Source organism: Gymnodinialimonas sp. JB5-7, assembly GCF_055693405.1.
Map to the genome: position 1 here is coordinate 1196029 of NZ_JBVFUX010000012.1, position 15693 is coordinate 1211721.

A 15693-nucleotide genomic window follows, 5' to 3' on the forward strand; every position below is an offset into this window, starting at 1 on the left:
CCGCGCCCGCGCCGATGAGCCGCGGTGGCCGACATAAGGACCGGAGTGATGGTCCTGAACGCAAGTGCATCGCCACGGGTGAGGTCGCGCCGAAGCGCGGCCTGATCCGGTTCGTGGTGGCACCTGACGGGCAGATCGCGCCGGATATTCTGGAGCGGCTGCCCGGGCGAGGCATCTGGGTCAGCGCGGATCGGGCGGCACTTGAGCTTGCAGTGAAGAAGAACCTCTTCTCACGGGCCGCCAGGCAACAGGTTCAGGTGCCTGAAGATCTGGTGGACCGGGTCGAGGCCGCATTGGCGCGCCGATTGACAGACCTGATCGCGCTCAATCGCAAGGCCGGTGGGGCGGTCGCGGGCTTCGAGAAAGTGAAGGATTGGCTGGCCACGAAGAAGGTCGCGGTATTGCTCCAGGCCTCCGACGGGTCAGAGCGTGGAAAATCAAAACTCTGGACCCCGGAAGGGGCCCGGTATTTCAGCGTCCTGACCGCCCAGGAATTGGGTTTGGCATTCGGACGCCAAAGTGTGATACATGGCGCGCTTGCCGCTGGTGGACTCGCCCCCCGTGTTGTAGAGGGTGCGGCGAAACTCCAGGGACTGCGCATTGCAGACGGTGGCCAGACCACCGGGAAAGACGAAAAAGACGCATGAGCGATCAGGACGGAAAAAAACCTTTGGGCCTCTCTGGTGGGGCTCGGTCAGGCCGCGTGAATCAAAGCTTCTCGCGCGGGCGGACGAAGTCTGTTGTTGTCGAGACCAAGCGCAAGCGCGTGATGGTGCCCAAGCCCGGTGCCCAGTCTGCTGCTGCCCAGAATGCTGAAGGCGGCAAGCGTGAGAAGTCGGTCCCCGACGCCGAGATGGAGCGCCGTCTGAAAGCCTTGCAGGCCGCCAAGGCCCGCGAAGCGGAAGACGAAGAACGCCGTGTCGCGGAAGAGCGAGAGCGCGAAGAAGAACGTGCCCGCCGCCGCGCCGAGGCTGAGGCCAAGGAACGCGAAGAGCGTGAGCGCGAAGAGGCGCTTAAGGCCAAGGAAGAAGAAGACGCCCGCCGCAAGGCTGAGGAAGAGGCACGCCGCAATGCGCCGCCGCCCGCTGCTGCGGATGCGGCCGCCGCCGGTGCAGGTGCTGCTGCAGCACCGCGTGGCGGTGCCAAGCAAGCCCCGGCCCGCCGTGAGCCTGAGCGTGACAACAAGCGCAACGACCGTGGCGGTCGCGGCAATGACGGTGGTCGCCGCTCGGGCAAGCTGACCGTGAACCAGGCGCTGTCCGGAGGTGAAGGCGGCCGTCAGCGCTCCCTCGCTGCGATGAAGCGCAAGCAGGAACGTCAGCGCCAAAAGGCCATGGGCGGCTCGGTCGACCGCGAGAAGGTCACGCGCGACGTGCAGGTGCCGGAAACTATTGTTGTCTCAGAACTCGCCAACCGGATGACCGAGAAGGTCGCCGATGTGGTTAAGGCACTGATGAACAACGGCATGATGGTTACCCAGAACCAGGTGATCGACGCTGATACTGCCGAACTGATCGTCGAGGAATTCGGCCACCGCGTGCAGCGTGTGTCCGATGCCGACGTCGAGGATGTGATCGACGCGGTGGAAGATGCCCCGGAAGATCTGCAGGCGCGTCCGCCGGTCATCACGATCATGGGTCACGTCGACCACGGCAAAACCTCACTTCTGGATAAGATCCGTCAAGCGAATGTCGTCTCTGGCGAAGCCGGCGGGATCACCCAGCATATCGGCGCTTATCAGGTCACGACCGAAAGTGGCGCCGTGCTGTCTTTCCTCGACACACCCGGCCACGCCGCGTTCACGTCGATGCGGGCCCGGGGTGCGCAAGTGACGGATATCGTGGTTCTGGTTGTTGCGGCGGATGACGCCGTGATGCCCCAGACGATCGAGGCGATTAACCACGCCAAGGCAGCAGAAGTGCCAATGATCGTGGCCATCAACAAGATCGACCGTCCCGCGGCCGATCCGATGAAGGTGCGCACCGATCTGCTTCAGCATGAGGTGATTGTTGAGGCGATGTCGGGCGAAGTGCAGGACGTCGAAGTGTCGGCCATGACCGGCCAGGGCCTTCCTGAACTTCTGGAAGCCATCGCGCTCCAGGCCGAATTGCTGGAATTGAAGGCCAACCCCGATCGTGCCGCTCAAGGTGCCGTGATCGAAGCACAGCTCGATGTGGGCCGCGGCCCGGTCGCCACCGTGCTGGTCGAAAATGGCACGCTCAAGCAGGGCGATATCTTTGTCGTGGGTGAGCAGTGGGGTAAGGTCCGCGCGCTGGTCAACGACCAGGGTGAGCGCGTCAAGGAAGCCGGTCCTTCCGTTCCGGTCGAGGTGCTTGGCCTCAATGGCACGCCTGAGGCTGGTGACGTCCTCAACGTGGTTGATACCGAAGCGCAGGCGCGTGAGATCGCGGAATACCGCGAGCAAGCCGCCAAGGACAAACGTGCCGCCGCCGGTGCTGCCACGACTCTCGATCAGCTTCTCGCCAACGCAAAGGCCGATCAGAACGTGGCTGAGTTGCAGATCGTTGTGAAGGCAGACGTTCAAGGTTCCGCCGAAGCAATTGTTCAGGCGCTTGAGAAGATCGGCAATGACGAGGTCCGCGTTCGGGTCCTGCACTACGGTGTGGGCGCGATTACGGAATCCGATATCGGCCTCGCAGAAGCTTCCGGCACGCCGGTCATTGGCTTCAACGTCCGTGCCAACGCGCCCGCGCGTGCATCAGCCAACCAGAAGGGCGTGGAGATCCGCTACTACAGCGTGATCTACGACCTTGTTGATGACGTGAAAGCCGCTGCTTCCGGCCTGTTGGGGGCCGAGATCCGCGAGAACTTCATCGGTTATGCGACGATCAAGGAAACCTTCCGCGTCACAGGCGTCGGCAATGTTGCCGGTTGTCTGGTCACCGAAGGTGTTGCGCGCCGTTCCGCCGGTGTGCGCCTGCTGCGCGACGATGTTGTGATCCACGAAGGCACTCTGAAAACGCTCAAGCGCTTCAAGGATGAAGTGAAAGAGGTTCAGTCGGGCCAGGAATGTGGCATGGCGTTCGAGAATTACGATGATATCCGTCCGAACGACGTCATCGAGATCTTCGAACGGGAAGAGGTTGAGCGCTCGCTCACCTAACCCCGTTCCATCCCAGACCACAAAAGGGCGCCCCACCGGGCGCCCTTTTTCGTATGAAAACGCCCCCCACCGTTTCCAGTGAGGGGCGCGTCCGGGGAGAGAAACCGGAGAAGTCTTACTCGTCCTCAAGCGAGGCTGCGCGCAGGCGGTCGAAGATGTCTGCGCCGTAAGCGGGCTGGCCGTTGACCAGCGTCGCGCCGTTCACGCCGCGCAGGTCGGAGGCGACGTCTTGCGTGCCGTTGAGGACGCTGAAGGTGGTGCCAAGCGCGCCGTTGGGCGAAACCGACTGGCCAACACCGTTCACGTTGGTGCGCTCCAGCGCGCTGTCTTCAGACAGGTTGAAGTGCTGGATCGCGGCGACGGAGGCTGCGGATTGGGCGAAGGCCGGGGCGGCAACGGTAGCGGCGACGGCGGCGATAAGAGCGATCTTTTTCATTGTACTGGTCCTACTCAGTTTTGTGTGTGTGGGCCTGATTTGGGAGGGGGCCCGGGGTTGGTTTGGTTTCGGTGGAGAGCCTCTGTGGCCGTCCGATGAGATGAATATGAGGGGGAGTGGCCTCGCATTCCATACACGGAAGCGCGAGAAATAGCGGATATAGGTGCGTATGTGCACAGACATGCTCAGGCCCTGCACGAACCCCACGCCCGCGTGAACGCCAGTCGCGGGGGCGTGAGAAACGGGCATGGGGTTTGAAATATTTGGAAGATTCGGTGCGGCTCAGGCCGACTCGCCGGATGCCTGCCTGGGGTTAAGCCGCCAAACAGCAAGGTTCAGCGCTCCGGCAACCGTAACCCACAGAAGGTAGGGTGCCATCAACCAGCCCGCCAAAGCATCAAGCGCGAAGAAGCTTATCATGGCGCCGCATACTGCCAGCCAAAGCAAGACCAGCACGACCATGCCGGCCCTGATCCGCTCCAACCCGAAGAACACGGGCGTCCACAAGGTGTTCAGGGCAATCTGCATGGCCCAGAACCCCATGGCGTGGGCGTTACCGTCCAACACCGCAACGCGCGCGGCCGCAACGGCGGAGGCGATGTAGAGGATCGTCCAGGCGACGGGAAACAACCAATCGGGCGGGGTCCAGCTTGGCTTCGATAATGCGCGGTACCATGGCCCGGGCGGAAACATCGACCCGGTCGCGGCAGCGGCGCAGCAGGCGCCAAGAAACAAAAGGAACACAGACCAATCCATAGGACTTACCTATCGCAAACCGCTGGAACGTCCACCCAGCCTTACTGCCGCAGGCGTTCACTCAGCCCGAGGGTGGGCAGTTCGCCGGTCAATTGTGCCTCGTAGATGGGCAGGCTTTCGATCACACGCATGATGTAATTGCGTGTCTCCGAGAAGGGGACATCTTCGATCCAATCGATGATGTCTTCGGCGTCACGCGGATCCCCGAACCGATCCACCCAGGACCGCACGCGACCAGGGCCTGCGTTATAGCCGACCGATACAAGGATCGGGTTTTCATCGTAGGCTTCCAGCAGTCCGGCAATGTAGTTCGATCCCAGCAGCACGTTATAGGCGGGATCGTTGCGCAGACGGGAAAGCGAAAAGTCGATGCCAAGTTCGCCCGCCGAATCCTGGCCAGTGGCAGGCATGACCTGCATCAGCCCCAGGGCACCGGCCCCGGATTCAACAACTGGGTCAAACTCACTTTCGCGGCGCGCGATGGACAGGGCAAAGGCACGTGGGATGGGCAGCGAAACGTCCTCAAGATCGGCCAGTGGATAGTAAGCCCGGAAGATCTCATGCCCTGATTGCGCGGCGCGTTTGGCCACGACGAGGGCGAAATGCGGCTCTCCCAGATCCAGCATCAGATCGCCCATCATACCTGCCTCGCGCTCGTCCAGACCTTCCGTGATGTGGGTGAAGAACCGTTCGGCCAGTGCGCGCTGATCAGCCGTGTAAAGCAGCATTGCGGCATGGAAGACGGGCAGGTTCGTGAACTCGGCCGTTGCCCAATTCCCGTAGTCGCGGTCGCCCAGGAATTCGGGGTTCACAGGGTAACCGCCACGCTCCTGCGCCAGCTGACCATAGAAGCTGGACTGGTACTGCGCCCCAAGGGCATAGGCCTCAGCCGCCGCTTCTGCGTTCCCGGCGGCCTCATGGGCACGCCCAAGCCAATAGCCTGCCCGGCCGACCGAGATGGGAGAGAACACAACTTCCCGGAAATCGCCAAAATGCGCGATGGCGCGGTCGTAATTGCCAAGCTGGAACGCGCAATACCCAGCGATCCATTCCAGATCGGAGAAACGACGATAATCGACAGACGCGTCAATGCGGTGGGAGGAGGCAAAGCGATAACAGGCTTCGTGGTTGCCTTCCCGCATGACATCCCGTGCCAGATCAGACCTGCGCCGGCCCCAAGCCTCGGGGCGCCCCAATCCATCGGCGCTTTCGGAATGTTCCATCATCAATTCGGCAGCCGTGTCCCAATACCCTTCGGCCATGCGCCAGAGGAAGCGTTCATAAGACAGGCCCGGATGGCTTTGCAGCGAGGTAGGCACACGGTCGATCAATTCATTCACACCGGCGCGTCGGTCGCGCAGCGCAAGGCGGGCCTCGGCCATCGCAACCCAACCTTCAGGCACCAGCGAGAACATGGCGCGGGCGCGATCCTCTGCATTTTCCCACAGCAGATGATCAAGGCGCGCGATATGATGGTCTTGTGTCAGGATGGAGCCATAGGCGCGGTTCAGTGCCTGCGCGTGCGGTCCCGTCATCACAAGTGAGGTCCAGGCGCGAATAACCTCTGCCTCGGCAGCGGCGCGATTGCCGGTCTCTTCCAAGGCGCGGGCATAGGCGAGCGCGCCTGCGCCCGTTTGCGGCAATTCATCCGCAAAGAAGTCCAGCACGTTCTGTGGATCGCCTCCGTCTGGGATCGAAGGTTCTCCCTGGCGGCGCAGGTAGGGCAGACCCGGCCAATCCGGGTTTCGCTCCACAAAGGATATGTATTCCCCGAAATCCCCTTCGCCGCGACGCAGACGTGTCCACGCCAACAGATCCAACGCGATCGGGTCTTCGATGTTCTGTGCCGCTTCAGACCCACCGGCTAGATCACCACGATTGTAGGCCTCCAGCGCGGCGGCCAAAGCCTCGGGGTCGGTTTGCGCAGAAAGGGTCGCGGGTGCGGTTCCGAGAACGGCAATCAGGCACAGGGATATCAGGCGTCGCATTGTGGCGGCGTCTCCAGTTTCGTCAAATCCCCCGGGCAGGGAGGATAGGGCAGTTATCCACAGACGCAACTCACGAACTTGGCAATTCCGCGTGGGCGGCGTATTGGGGCGACACTTCGCAATGAAATCCACATGGAAACAAAGGACGCGCGTGATGTTCCGAGGCTCTCAGGTTGCTCTGGTCACTCCGATGGCAAATGGTGCAGTGGATTTTGACGCGCTCAAACGTCTGGTGGAGTGGCACGTGGCGGAAGGCACGCACGGCCTTGTGCCCGTGGGCACGACCGGTGAAAGCCCAACCCTGACCCATGAGGAGCATGAGGCCGTGATCCGCTGCGTTGTGGAAACGGCTGGTGGGCGTATTCCCGTGATGGCCGGGGCAGGGTCGAACAACACGGTTGAAGCCCTGCGGTTCGTCGAATTCGCCAAAGAGGTGGGCGCAGACGCCGCCCTTGTGGTGACGCCTTACTACAACAAGCCCACGCAGCGCGGGCTCATCGCCCATTTCAGCGCGCTGAATGAGGTCGGCATCCCGATCTATATCTACAACATTCCGCCGCGCTCAGTCATCGACATGACGCCGGAGACGATGGGGGAGTTGGCGAAGCTCGACAATATCGTTGGCGTGAAGGACGCCACGGCAGATCTGAGCCGGGTGCCAAAGACACGCCTGACCTGCGGAACGGACTTCATCCAGCTGTCGGGTGAGGACCCAACCGCTGTTGGCTTCAACGCCCAGGGCGGGCATGGCTGCATCAGCGTTACCGCCAATGTCGCGCCAAAGCTGTGCGCCGAGATGCAGACGGCCACGCTGTCCGGCGACTACGCAACGGCGCTGGAGTATCAGGACCGTCTTATGCCCCTGCATGCTGCCATCTTCGCTGAACCTGGCCTTGCCGGGGCAAAGTACGGCCTGTCCGTTCTGGGGCATTGCAGTGACGAGGTGCGCTTGCCGCTGACCGATGTGACGGCAGAGACGAAGGCGCAGATCGAAGCAGGGATGCGCCACGCGGGCCTGATCAACTGACATGGCACTGCGTGAGGGCGAAACACGGCTCCCATTCGATCCTGCAGATCGGGCGGATGCCAGCCTCACCTTCATTGGTCATATCCGAAGCGACTGGGGGCCGGGCACGGCCCCAAGAACGTCCGGCAGGCACGGGAGACAAGTCAGGGTGCCCGCGTCGAGCTGCTCGAAGGCTATGTCGCAGCTTTGACTGGGCTTGAGGTCGGCCAGGCCGTCCAACTGCTTTATTGGGTGGATCGCGGCGAACGGAACCTTGCCATCCAATCCCCCAAACACGCAGACGGCCCGCTCGGCACCTTTAGTCTTCGCAGCCCGGTCCGCCCAAATCCCATTGCGTTGGCGACCGTTGTCATTACCTTGCTCGATGGCCACACCATCGGCATCGACGCCATAGATGCATGGGATGGCACGCCCGTCCTCGACATCAAGCCATGGATCGCAACGGTCGATGTCCCACCGGGCTGGCAGCCGTAGCCGCAAGCGCCTATATGCGAGCGCATGGCCAAGAAACCTGACAATGAAAACTACAAGGTGATCGCTGAAAACCGGCGTGCGCGCTTCGATTACGCAATCGAAAGCGATCTTGAGGTTGGGATGATCCTGGAAGGGTCGGAGGTCAAAAGCCTACGCGCGGGTGGGTCGAACATCGCGGAGAGCTATGCGGAAGTGAAGGACGGCGAGCTGTGGCTCGTGAACTCCTACATCGCGCCCTACAAACAGGCGAAGACCTTCCAGCACGAGGAAAAGCGGCGGCGCAAACTGCTGGCCTCCAAACGGGAACTTTCCCGGCTTTGGAATGCCACGCAACGCGAAGGCATGACGTTGGTGCCGCTGGTTATGTACTTCAACCACAAGGGCTTCGTGAAAATGAAGATCGGCGTGGCGAAAGGTAAGAAGAACCAGGACAAGCGCGAAACCTCGGCCAAGCGCGATTGGAACCGGCAGAAGCAGCGTTTGCTGAAACAGAACGGCTAGCGTTGCTGGGAAAACAGGCAGCCTTTCCCCCTGCCGATCATTTCTTATGCAAGTTACTGCACCTTCCATGGGGCCACCCTCGGCCCCAACAGGAGGGGAAGCACTCATGGAACTCATCATCTCACTGATCGCAGGCGCGGTTGGCGGCAACGCTGCTGGCGCTGTGGCACCTCGGATCAACCAGGGCACGATCATCAACTCTATCGCCGGTATCGTCGGCGGCGGCTTGGGTGGTACCATCCTTTCGGCCGTGGGCCTTGGCGGCGTGGCAGAGGCGGCCGCTGGCGGTGGCATGGATATCGGCGCAATCGTGGCGCAGGTCGCCGGTGGTGGCGTTGGTGGCGGTGCGGGCCTCGCGATTGTCAGCGTCATCCGCAACATGATCGGGCGCTGATAGCCCCACGCCCCAAGGCGCAGGCCTTGGGGCAACACTTGCACGGCTGGCCCCGCAGGCGTAGGCGTATCCTGTTCAAAACGAAGACGGGGATGCATCATGGCTGGCGTTATCATGGGTGACGATCCGAAGACCTTAGTCTCAACCGATTGGTTGGCCGCACACCTCAATGATCCTGATCTGCGGGTCATCGACGCGTCCTATTACCTGCCAGACATGGGCCGCGACGCGAAAGCGGAATATGGCGCCGCCCACATCCCCGGCGCGCGTTTCTTTGACATCGATGAAATCTCTGATGCCCGTTCCGCGCTGCCGCACATGGTCGCCCCGGTCGAGAAGTTCATGTCGCGGATGCGCGCCATGGGCGTGGGCGATGGTCATCAGGTCGTGATCTATGACGGTGCGGGCCTGTTCTCTGCCGCCCGTGTCTGGTGGAACTTCCGCCTGATGGGGAAAACCGATGTTGCCGTTCTGGATGGTGGTTTTCCAAAGTGGCAGGCCGAAGAGCATCCGGTTGAGGATATGCCGCCCGTCGTGCGCGACCGCCACATGACGGTGCAGCGTCAGGCGCATCTGGTGAAGGACGTCACACAGGTGGCCTCGGCCAGCAAATTGGGTGATTGGCAGATCGTCGATGCGCGGGGTCCCGGCCGCTTCAAGGGTGAAGAGCCTGAGGCGCGCGACGGCCTCCGCTCTGGTCACATTCCGAATTCCAAGAACGTCCACTACGCGACCCTTTTCAACTCCGATGGCACGATGAAGGAAGGTGACGCCCTGCGCGCTGCGTTCGAGGCCGCAGGCGTGGATGTGGACAAACGCATTATCACCACTTGTGGCTCCGGTGTGACGGCGGCGATCCTGATGCTTGGCCTGACCCGTCTCGGCAACCTCGATGTGTCGCTCTACGATGGCTCCTGGGCGGAATGGGGTCAGTTCGAACAGTTGGCGGTCGAAACCGGATGAGCGTGATCCCAGCGGGCACGGAGCTGCCCTTCACGATCACCTATCTTGAGATGACGACGCGCCCCGATTTCGCCGTCCCGCAGCTTGACGGCGATATCCGTCTGGAACGCGCGATTGATCCTCCGGTGTGGTATTTCCTGTCGCTCTACGATGCGGTTGGGCGGGAATACGAATGGCAGGATCGCTTCGATCAGGCCGAAGAAGACCCGGCGGCTTTGCAAGCCTTTGTGCGAGACCCCGACGTGGTGATCTGGACGGCCATCCGAGGTGGCTGGCCCGCCGGATTCTTCATGCTCGATTGGCGCGAGGCCGGGGTCTGCGACCTCGCCTATTTCGGCCTTGTCCCACAGGCCGTTGGCACAGGCCTGGGGCGGCCCTTGTTGCAAACGGCGATTGCCATGGGCTGGGACCGTGACGGTGTCGAGAAAATGACAGTCAACACCTGTACGCTCGACCATCCTTCGGCTCTGCCGCTCTACCAGAAGATGGGGTTTATGCCGGTGCAACGGGAAGAACGGACGCGTGTCCTTGTTTATGACCGGAAAGGGTGAACGACTATGTTCGAAACCTTGAACACGCCTCAGCCGGACAAGATCTTTCGCCTGACCGGCGCCTTTGCGACGGATCCAAGGCCCGAAAAGGTGGACCTTCTCGTAGGCCTTTATCGCGATGCACAAGGGCAAACTCCGGTGATGGAGGCTGTCGCGCGAGCCGAGCGTCAGATCATCGAGACACAGACAACGAAAGCTTATTTGGGCTTTGGGGGCGACCCGGGTTTTTTGGACGGAATGCGGAAGCTCTTGTTGGGCGATGCGGTGCCGGAGGGGCGCGTTGCCGGGATTGCAACGGTCGGTGGTACAAGCGCGCTGCGGCAATTGTTCGAGATGGTTCGAACCCACGCGCCTGGCGCGCGCGTGTGGGTCTCGGACCCAAGCTGGCCGATCCATGAAGCGATGACCACGTCCATGGGGTTCGAAAGCTGCACCTATCGCTATCTGGATCGGGCGACCAACGGGCTTGATCGGTACGGGATGCTGGAAGATCTACGCCGCGCGCAGGCAGGCGATGTGATCGTGCTCCATGGATGTTGCCACAACCCGTCTGGGGCTGACTTGAGCCTCGCCGATTGGGAAGAGGTCGTCGCGATTTGTGCCAAGACCGGGGCCATTCCGCTGGTCGATGTTGCCTATCAGGGGTTCGGAGACGGGTTGGTCGAGGATATGGCCGGCACGCGCCTGCTGGCTGAGCGTTTGCCGCATGTGATGATCGCTGCCAGCTGCTCGAAAAGCTTCGGGCTGTATCGCGATCGGGCCGGGGCGGCCTTTGTGGTGACGAGTGCGGGACAGACCCGCGACGCCACGCAGGGGCATCTCGTGGTCACGAACCGCAACGTCTATTCCTTTCCGCCGGATCATGGGGCGCGGATTGTGCATGTGATCCTGCATGACGCTGCTTTGCGCAGTTTGTGGGAGGCAGAGCTGACCACGATGCGCGAAACGATCCAAAGCAATCGACGCGCATTGGCCGACGCCCTGCGGGCCGAGACGGGATCGGACCGATTTGGCGCCCTGGCGGCGCATCGAGGGATGTTCTCGTTGATCGGGGCGACGCCAGAGGAGGTCGCGGCGCTGCGCGACGATCACGCGGTCTATGTGGTGGGTGATGGGCGGATGAACGTCGCGGGGCTGCGGGCCGAGGCCATTCCTCACGTCGCGCGTGCAATGGCAGCGGTGATGGGCTGAGGGGCTTTACAGCCCTGTGAATCCAGCGTATCCGGCGCGCCTGCGCTGATGCGCCAAGTCTCCGACTACCTTGTAAAAACGGAAGAAATTCAATGACTAAGCTTCTGCCCGGCATCCTTGCCATGGCGGCCATCGTGGTCGCGTCGAATATCCTTGTGCAATTCCTCTTCGGCCAATGGCTGACCTGGGGCGCGTTCACCTACCCGCTTGCCTTCCTTGTGACTGACATCATGAACCGCGTTTATGGGGCTTCCATGGCCCGGCGCGTTGTTTTTGTTGGCTTTTTGGTGGGCGTTGTGTGCTCGCTGATCGGGACGCAGATCATGGGTGAGTTTGGGCCTCTGGTGACGTTGCGTATTGCGCTGGGAAGCGGGATCGCGTTCCTGACGGCGCAGTTGCTGGACGTGGCGATCTTCGATCGGTTGCGGAACGGGAACTGGTGGCAAGCGCCTGTTATTTCTAGCTTAATTGGGTCGAGTCCGTCGACACGGCTCTGTTCTTCTTCATCGCGTTCTCGGGCGCTTTGACCACGGTTCTGCCGGGGGACGTGGCCTGGGCGAATGAGGTTTTGCCGATCCTGGGCGTTGGGCCGGAAGCCGCTTTGTGGGTCAGCCTCGCCATCGCGGATTGGGGTGTCAAACTTGCCCTCGCTTTAATCGCGTTGATCCCCTTCCGCCTCATCACACGGCGGTTTGTGGCACAGGTTGCGTAATTTCTTTTGACATCCACAAAATCTGTGGCAGGCTGGGGATAACAGCAACCAATCGAAAGGAGGTGATCCAGTGTCTAGAAAGGTATTGGAGAAGTGTGACGGGACAACTTGGGAGGCGCGCCTCTAGGGCAAACCCTTGGGCGCAGCGCCCATCCCAAGGTGGTATATCCTAACCGATCCCACCTCCTGAACTTTCGAAAGGGCTGCTCGTATCGGGCAGCCCTTTTTCGATGGAATATGCGTTCAACTGAACGGAGATGCGTTCACTTGAGCAGAGTTTTTGCGAAAAATGCGTTCATCTGAGCAGATATCAATGTGTTCAGCTGAACGGGTTTAGATGTGCTCAGCTGAGCAGAGTTTGATGAGGATGCGATGCCCCTGCGCGTGACGGATACGATCACAATCGAGGATTGGGAAATCACGGAGCAGTTCGTCCGCGCCTCGGGGCCGGGCGGGCAGAATGTGAACAAGGTGAATACGGCGGTCGAGCTGCGGTTCGAGGCGGCGCGGTCACCGGCGTTGAGCGACGCGGTGAAGTCACGGCTGCGGCGGATCGCGGGGCGGCGGTGGACGAAGGACGGGGCGGTGGTGTTGCAGGTGTCGGAGGAGCGGAGCCAGGCTCGGAATAGGGAGATCGCGCGGGAGCGGTTGGCGGAGCTTGTGCGGCGGGCGCTGGTGGCACCGAAAAAGCGGCGGCCAACGCGGGTGTCGCTGAACCAGAAGCGCAAGCGAGTGGAGGCGAAGAAACGGCGCGGCGAGGTGAAGGCGCTGCGGGGGGCGGTGGGGGAGGAGTGAGGAGGGCGGGGTTCAACCCGCAGGAGGGAGGCGCGGCTGGACAAGCCCCGCCCTACGGCTGGTGACGCCGGGGCTGCGGCGGACGCTGGCGGGGAGCCATGTGGTGTTCTTCCGCGAGGACGATGCTGTGGTGACGGTGGTGCGGGTGCTGCATCAGCGGATGTATGTAAGTCGAGAGGATGGTTTGCTTCTTTTTCAAGCTCAGTTTCTCAACCTTCCCAAAGTTCGTTTTCCCGCCAATTTGCCGGAAAACCCGCTGACAAGAGAGTCAACCGCGGGGAGGCAGGGAATGTGGCGATATGGTTTACGAACCGGTGCTTCCAAGAGGTTCTCGGGTTGGCGCTCAGAAGCATGAACCTTGCGATTGAAGCAACCGAATAGAGACGTTGGTTCACATCGGGGATGGATTGAAGGTGCTTCAAAGGACCCGGTAGGTCAATCCCGACCAGTGTTGGCTGGTTGATCAAGGGCTTATTCCATAAGCGAGCATGGTGCGCACAGATGTTTCGTGTAAACGAAAGTGAATGCGACCATGACCGAAGGTAATTGGGCTTTATGCCGTTGTAATTCGTCCCAATCTTCATGAGGTCAACATTAGTCATGCCATAAATGAGATGAGACAACGGACCGAAGTCCAGCAGTTCGACAGCAATCCAAACGGGCATATCGTCGTTTGGATATTTTGTCCTAAAATGCTTCGCGAACTGGTCTTTGGATTCGCTGGCTCGCCTATCTAGACGCTGAAGCCATTCCCTGTGTTTGGTCGGGCCACCCCTTGTGCGTGGTTTGGCGAAATCTCCCCTAAAATGCTTTAAGTCTCTATGTGCTTTCGGATCATGACTTCCAAGAGCCAAGGCAACTTCCGTTCTGAGAGAGACCTCAAGCCGCTCCAGAGCATCCAACATGATTAGGCGCAATCGACCATCAAAAGTGTAAAGGTCGGTTGCTTCTTTGAAGGTGGTTCCCTCAAGGAAGTTGTCGAGAACCTCGCCTGTTTGCGCGTGCCTTTCCCTCATAGGGTGCCAATACGCACTCAATCGATAGTAGCCAATGCGCTGGAGGTATTCCGAAGCTTTGGCAACATCGTCGATTTGCATACCCCTATCCCTGAGGAGTTGGATCTGCTGTTCGATTGTGAGGTACGGTTTAGAGTACAAAAAAGGCCATCCCTTGTGCCGAGGCAACAGAGGGGACAGCCGTATTGCACCCTATGTGCGCACACTTTTCCTACTTTGCAAGTACTGACACAATTCGTGAATCGCGTTCAGTAACAATACAAGACTTGAAAAATTCATAAAAAACAACGTACTTTCTTTAACTCGCCTAAACCACCACCTCCACCCTCTCCTGCTCCCCAACCCCAAACACCCGCTTGTAGCGCTCGATCTCGTCCCCCGGCCCCATGGCCTTTTCGGGGTTGTCGCTCAGCTTGACGGTCGCTTTCCCGTTCGCCGCCACAGCTTTGCAGACCAGTGAGAACGGCGCCAGGGCGTCGTCGTCCACCAGCCCCCGGAAGTCATTTGTCAGCAGAGTGCCCCAGCCGAAGCTGACGCGGACGCGGCCGGCGAATTGTTTGTGGAGGGTCTCGATCTTGTCGACGTCCAGCCCGTCGGAGAAGATCACCAGTTTTTCGCGGGGGTCTTCGCCGCGGCTTTTCCACCAGTCAATCGCGGTCTTGGCTCCGGTGGCGGGGTCGCCGCTGTCGATGCGGATGCCGGTCCAGCCGGCGAGCCAGTCGGGGGCGTTTTCCAGGAAGCCGTTGGTGCCGTAGGTGTCGGGGAGGATGATGCGGAGGTTGCCGTCGTGCTCCTCGTGCCAGTCGGAGAGCACGTCATAGGGGGCGTTGGCGAGTGCGGCGTCATCGGGGGCGAGGGCGGCGTAGACCATGGGGAGTTCGTGGGCGTTGGTGCCGATGGCCTCCAGATCGCGGTTCTTGGCGATGAGGCAGTTGGAGGTGCCCGCGAAGCTGTCGCCGAGGCCCTCGCGCATGGCTTGGACGGCCCAATCCTGCCAGAGGAAGGAGTGGCGGCGGCGGGTGCCGAAATCGGCGATGCGGAGGTCGGGGGTTTGCTGCAGGCGTTCGATCTTTTCCCAGAGCTTGGTCATGGCGCGGGCGTAGAGGACCTGCAGCTCGAATTTGCCCATGCGGTTGAGGACGGCGCGGCCGCGGAGTTCCATGAGGACGGAGAGGGCGGGGATTTCCCAGAGCATGACTTCGGGCCAGCTGCCTTCGAAGGTGAGTTCGTACTGATCGCCCACGCGTTCCAGGTGGTAGGGCGGCAAGTTGCAGGTCCTCGAACCACTCCATGAAGGCGGGCGAGAACATCTGGCGTTTGCCGTAGAAGGTGTTGCCGCGCATCCAGGTGGACTCGCCGCGGGTGAGGCGGAGGGTGCGGATGTGGTCGAGTTGTTCGCGCAACTCGCCTTCGTCGATCAGGTCGGCGAGGGGGATCCGGGTTGTGCGGTTGATGAGGGAGAACGTGACCTGGGTGTCGGGTTTGTTGCGGAAGACCGACTGGCACATCAGGAGTTTGTAGAAATCAGTGTCGATGAGGGACCGGACGATCGGGTCGATCTTCCATTTGTGGTTCCAGACGCGGGTGGCGATGTCGACCATAAGCTCTCTCTCCGGTTGCAGGGTGTTTAGAGCAAGAGCTGCGGGCCGGGGCAAGCCGCCTGTTTTGCACGCAACGGCGTTGCGAATGGGCCATTTGCTGCCGGTTTTTCGGGGTTTTTGCCCTATTTTTCGGTTTCGCGAGAAATGAATGGATCGGTTTTCGA

General features: G+C 60.9%; 14 protein-coding genes and 3 pseudogenes. 12 read left to right on the top strand and 5 right to left on the bottom strand.

All coding sequences use genetic code 11. The annotated features are described in order from the left end of the window. Positions 1 to 14 precede the first annotated feature (14 nt). Positions 15 to 647, top strand: coding sequence for an RNA-binding protein (locus ACZ1HK_RS14315; protein WP_472629259.1), 633 nt, complete (start codon positions 15 to 17; stop codon positions 645 to 647). Next, positions 644 to 3124, top strand: coding sequence for a translation initiation factor IF-2 (gene infB, locus ACZ1HK_RS14320; RefSeq protein ID WP_472629260.1), 2481 nt, complete (start codon positions 644 to 646; stop codon positions 3122 to 3124). Before ACZ1HK_RS14315 ends, infB begins: the two co-directional genes overlap by 4 nt. A 115-nt stretch (positions 3125 to 3239) precedes the next feature. Here infB and ACZ1HK_RS14325 read toward each other — a convergent pair whose 3' ends face one another. The 3 genes from ACZ1HK_RS14325 to ACZ1HK_RS14335 form a co-directional block, all read right to left on the bottom strand. Continuing rightward, positions 3240 to 3560: a hypothetical protein gene (locus ACZ1HK_RS14325; protein WP_472629261.1), complete on the bottom strand. Its 321-nt coding sequence runs from the start codon at positions 3558 to 3560 to the stop codon at positions 3240 to 3242. 282 nt (positions 3561 to 3842) lie between these two features. Then, positions 3843 to 4316, bottom strand: coding sequence for a tryptophan-rich sensory protein TspO (gene tspO / locus ACZ1HK_RS14330; RefSeq protein WP_472629262.1), 474 nt, complete (start codon positions 4314 to 4316; stop codon positions 3843 to 3845). Between the two features lie 41 nt (positions 4317 to 4357). Beyond that, positions 4358 to 6304: a lytic transglycosylase domain-containing protein gene (locus tag ACZ1HK_RS14335; protein ID WP_472629263.1), complete on the bottom strand. Its 1947-nt coding sequence runs from the start codon at positions 6302 to 6304 to the stop codon at positions 4358 to 4360. 154 nt (positions 6305 to 6458) lie between these two features. Here ACZ1HK_RS14335 and dapA point away from each other — a divergent pair, with 154 nt between their 5' ends. The 10 genes and pseudogenes from dapA to ACZ1HK_RS14385 form a co-directional block, all read left to right on the top strand. Further along, positions 6459 to 7331, top strand: a complete 873-nt coding sequence (dapA, locus tag ACZ1HK_RS14340; RefSeq protein WP_472629264.1) for a 4-hydroxy-tetrahydrodipicolinate synthase — start codon at positions 6459 to 6461, stop codon at positions 7329 to 7331. A 93-nt stretch (positions 7332 to 7424) separates the two neighbouring features. Continuing rightward, positions 7425 to 7805 carry a TrmO family methyltransferase domain-containing protein gene (locus tag ACZ1HK_RS14345; RefSeq protein ID WP_472630840.1) on the top strand — a complete coding sequence of 127 codons (381 nt, stop codon included), beginning with the start codon at positions 7425 to 7427 and terminating at the stop codon, positions 7803 to 7805. A 24-nt stretch (positions 7806 to 7829) separates the two neighbouring features. After that, positions 7830 to 8306, top strand: coding sequence for an SsrA-binding protein SmpB (smpB, locus tag ACZ1HK_RS14350; protein ID WP_472629265.1), 477 nt, complete (start codon positions 7830 to 7832; stop codon positions 8304 to 8306). A 106-nt stretch (positions 8307 to 8412) separates the two neighbouring features. Continuing rightward, positions 8413 to 8700, top strand: a complete 288-nt coding sequence (locus ACZ1HK_RS14355) for a hypothetical protein (protein ID WP_472629266.1) — start codon at positions 8413 to 8415, stop codon at positions 8698 to 8700. Between the two features lie 114 nt (positions 8701 to 8814). Further along, complete coding sequence (sseA, locus tag ACZ1HK_RS14360; RefSeq protein ID WP_472630841.1) at positions 8815 to 9663, top strand: 3-mercaptopyruvate sulfurtransferase; 849 nt, start codon at positions 8815 to 8817, stop codon at positions 9661 to 9663. Continuing rightward, positions 9660 to 10214: a GNAT family N-acetyltransferase gene (locus tag ACZ1HK_RS14365; protein WP_472629267.1), complete on the top strand. Its 555-nt coding sequence runs from the start codon at positions 9660 to 9662 to the stop codon at positions 10212 to 10214. The genes sseA and ACZ1HK_RS14365 overlap by 4 nt, the downstream gene beginning before the upstream one ends. Positions 10215 to 10220: 6 nt before the next feature. Further along, a complete protein-coding gene (locus ACZ1HK_RS14370; protein WP_472629268.1) occupies positions 10221 to 11405 on the top strand; it encodes an amino acid aminotransferase in 1185 nt (394 codons plus the stop codon). Positions 11406 to 11497: 92 nt separating this feature from the next. Next, a pseudogene (locus ACZ1HK_RS14375) lies at positions 11498 to 12117 on the top strand (queuosine precursor transporter). Positions 12118 to 12489: 372 nt separating this feature from the next. Continuing rightward, the gene (gene arfB / locus ACZ1HK_RS14380; RefSeq protein ID WP_472629269.1) at positions 12490 to 12912 is read left to right on the top strand and encodes an alternative ribosome rescue aminoacyl-tRNA hydrolase ArfB; all 423 of its coding nucleotides are present in this window, start codon (positions 12490 to 12492) and stop codon (positions 12910 to 12912) included. A 25-nt stretch (positions 12913 to 12937) separates the two neighbouring features. Then, a pseudogene (locus tag ACZ1HK_RS14385) lies at positions 12938 to 13063 on the top strand (hypothetical protein); the annotation flags it as partial. Positions 13064 to 13121: 58 nt separating this feature from the next. On the opposite strand, the gene ACZ1HK_RS14390 reads toward ACZ1HK_RS14385, so the two are convergent. Then, the gene (locus ACZ1HK_RS14390; RefSeq protein WP_472629270.1) at positions 13122 to 14009 is read right to left on the bottom strand and encodes an Abi family protein; all 888 of its coding nucleotides are present in this window, start codon (positions 14007 to 14009) and stop codon (positions 13122 to 13124) included. Positions 14010 to 14235: 226 nt separating this feature from the next. Then, positions 14236 to 15529, bottom strand: a pseudogene (pncB, locus tag ACZ1HK_RS14395) (nicotinate phosphoribosyltransferase). Positions 15530 to 15693 lie beyond the last annotated feature (164 nt).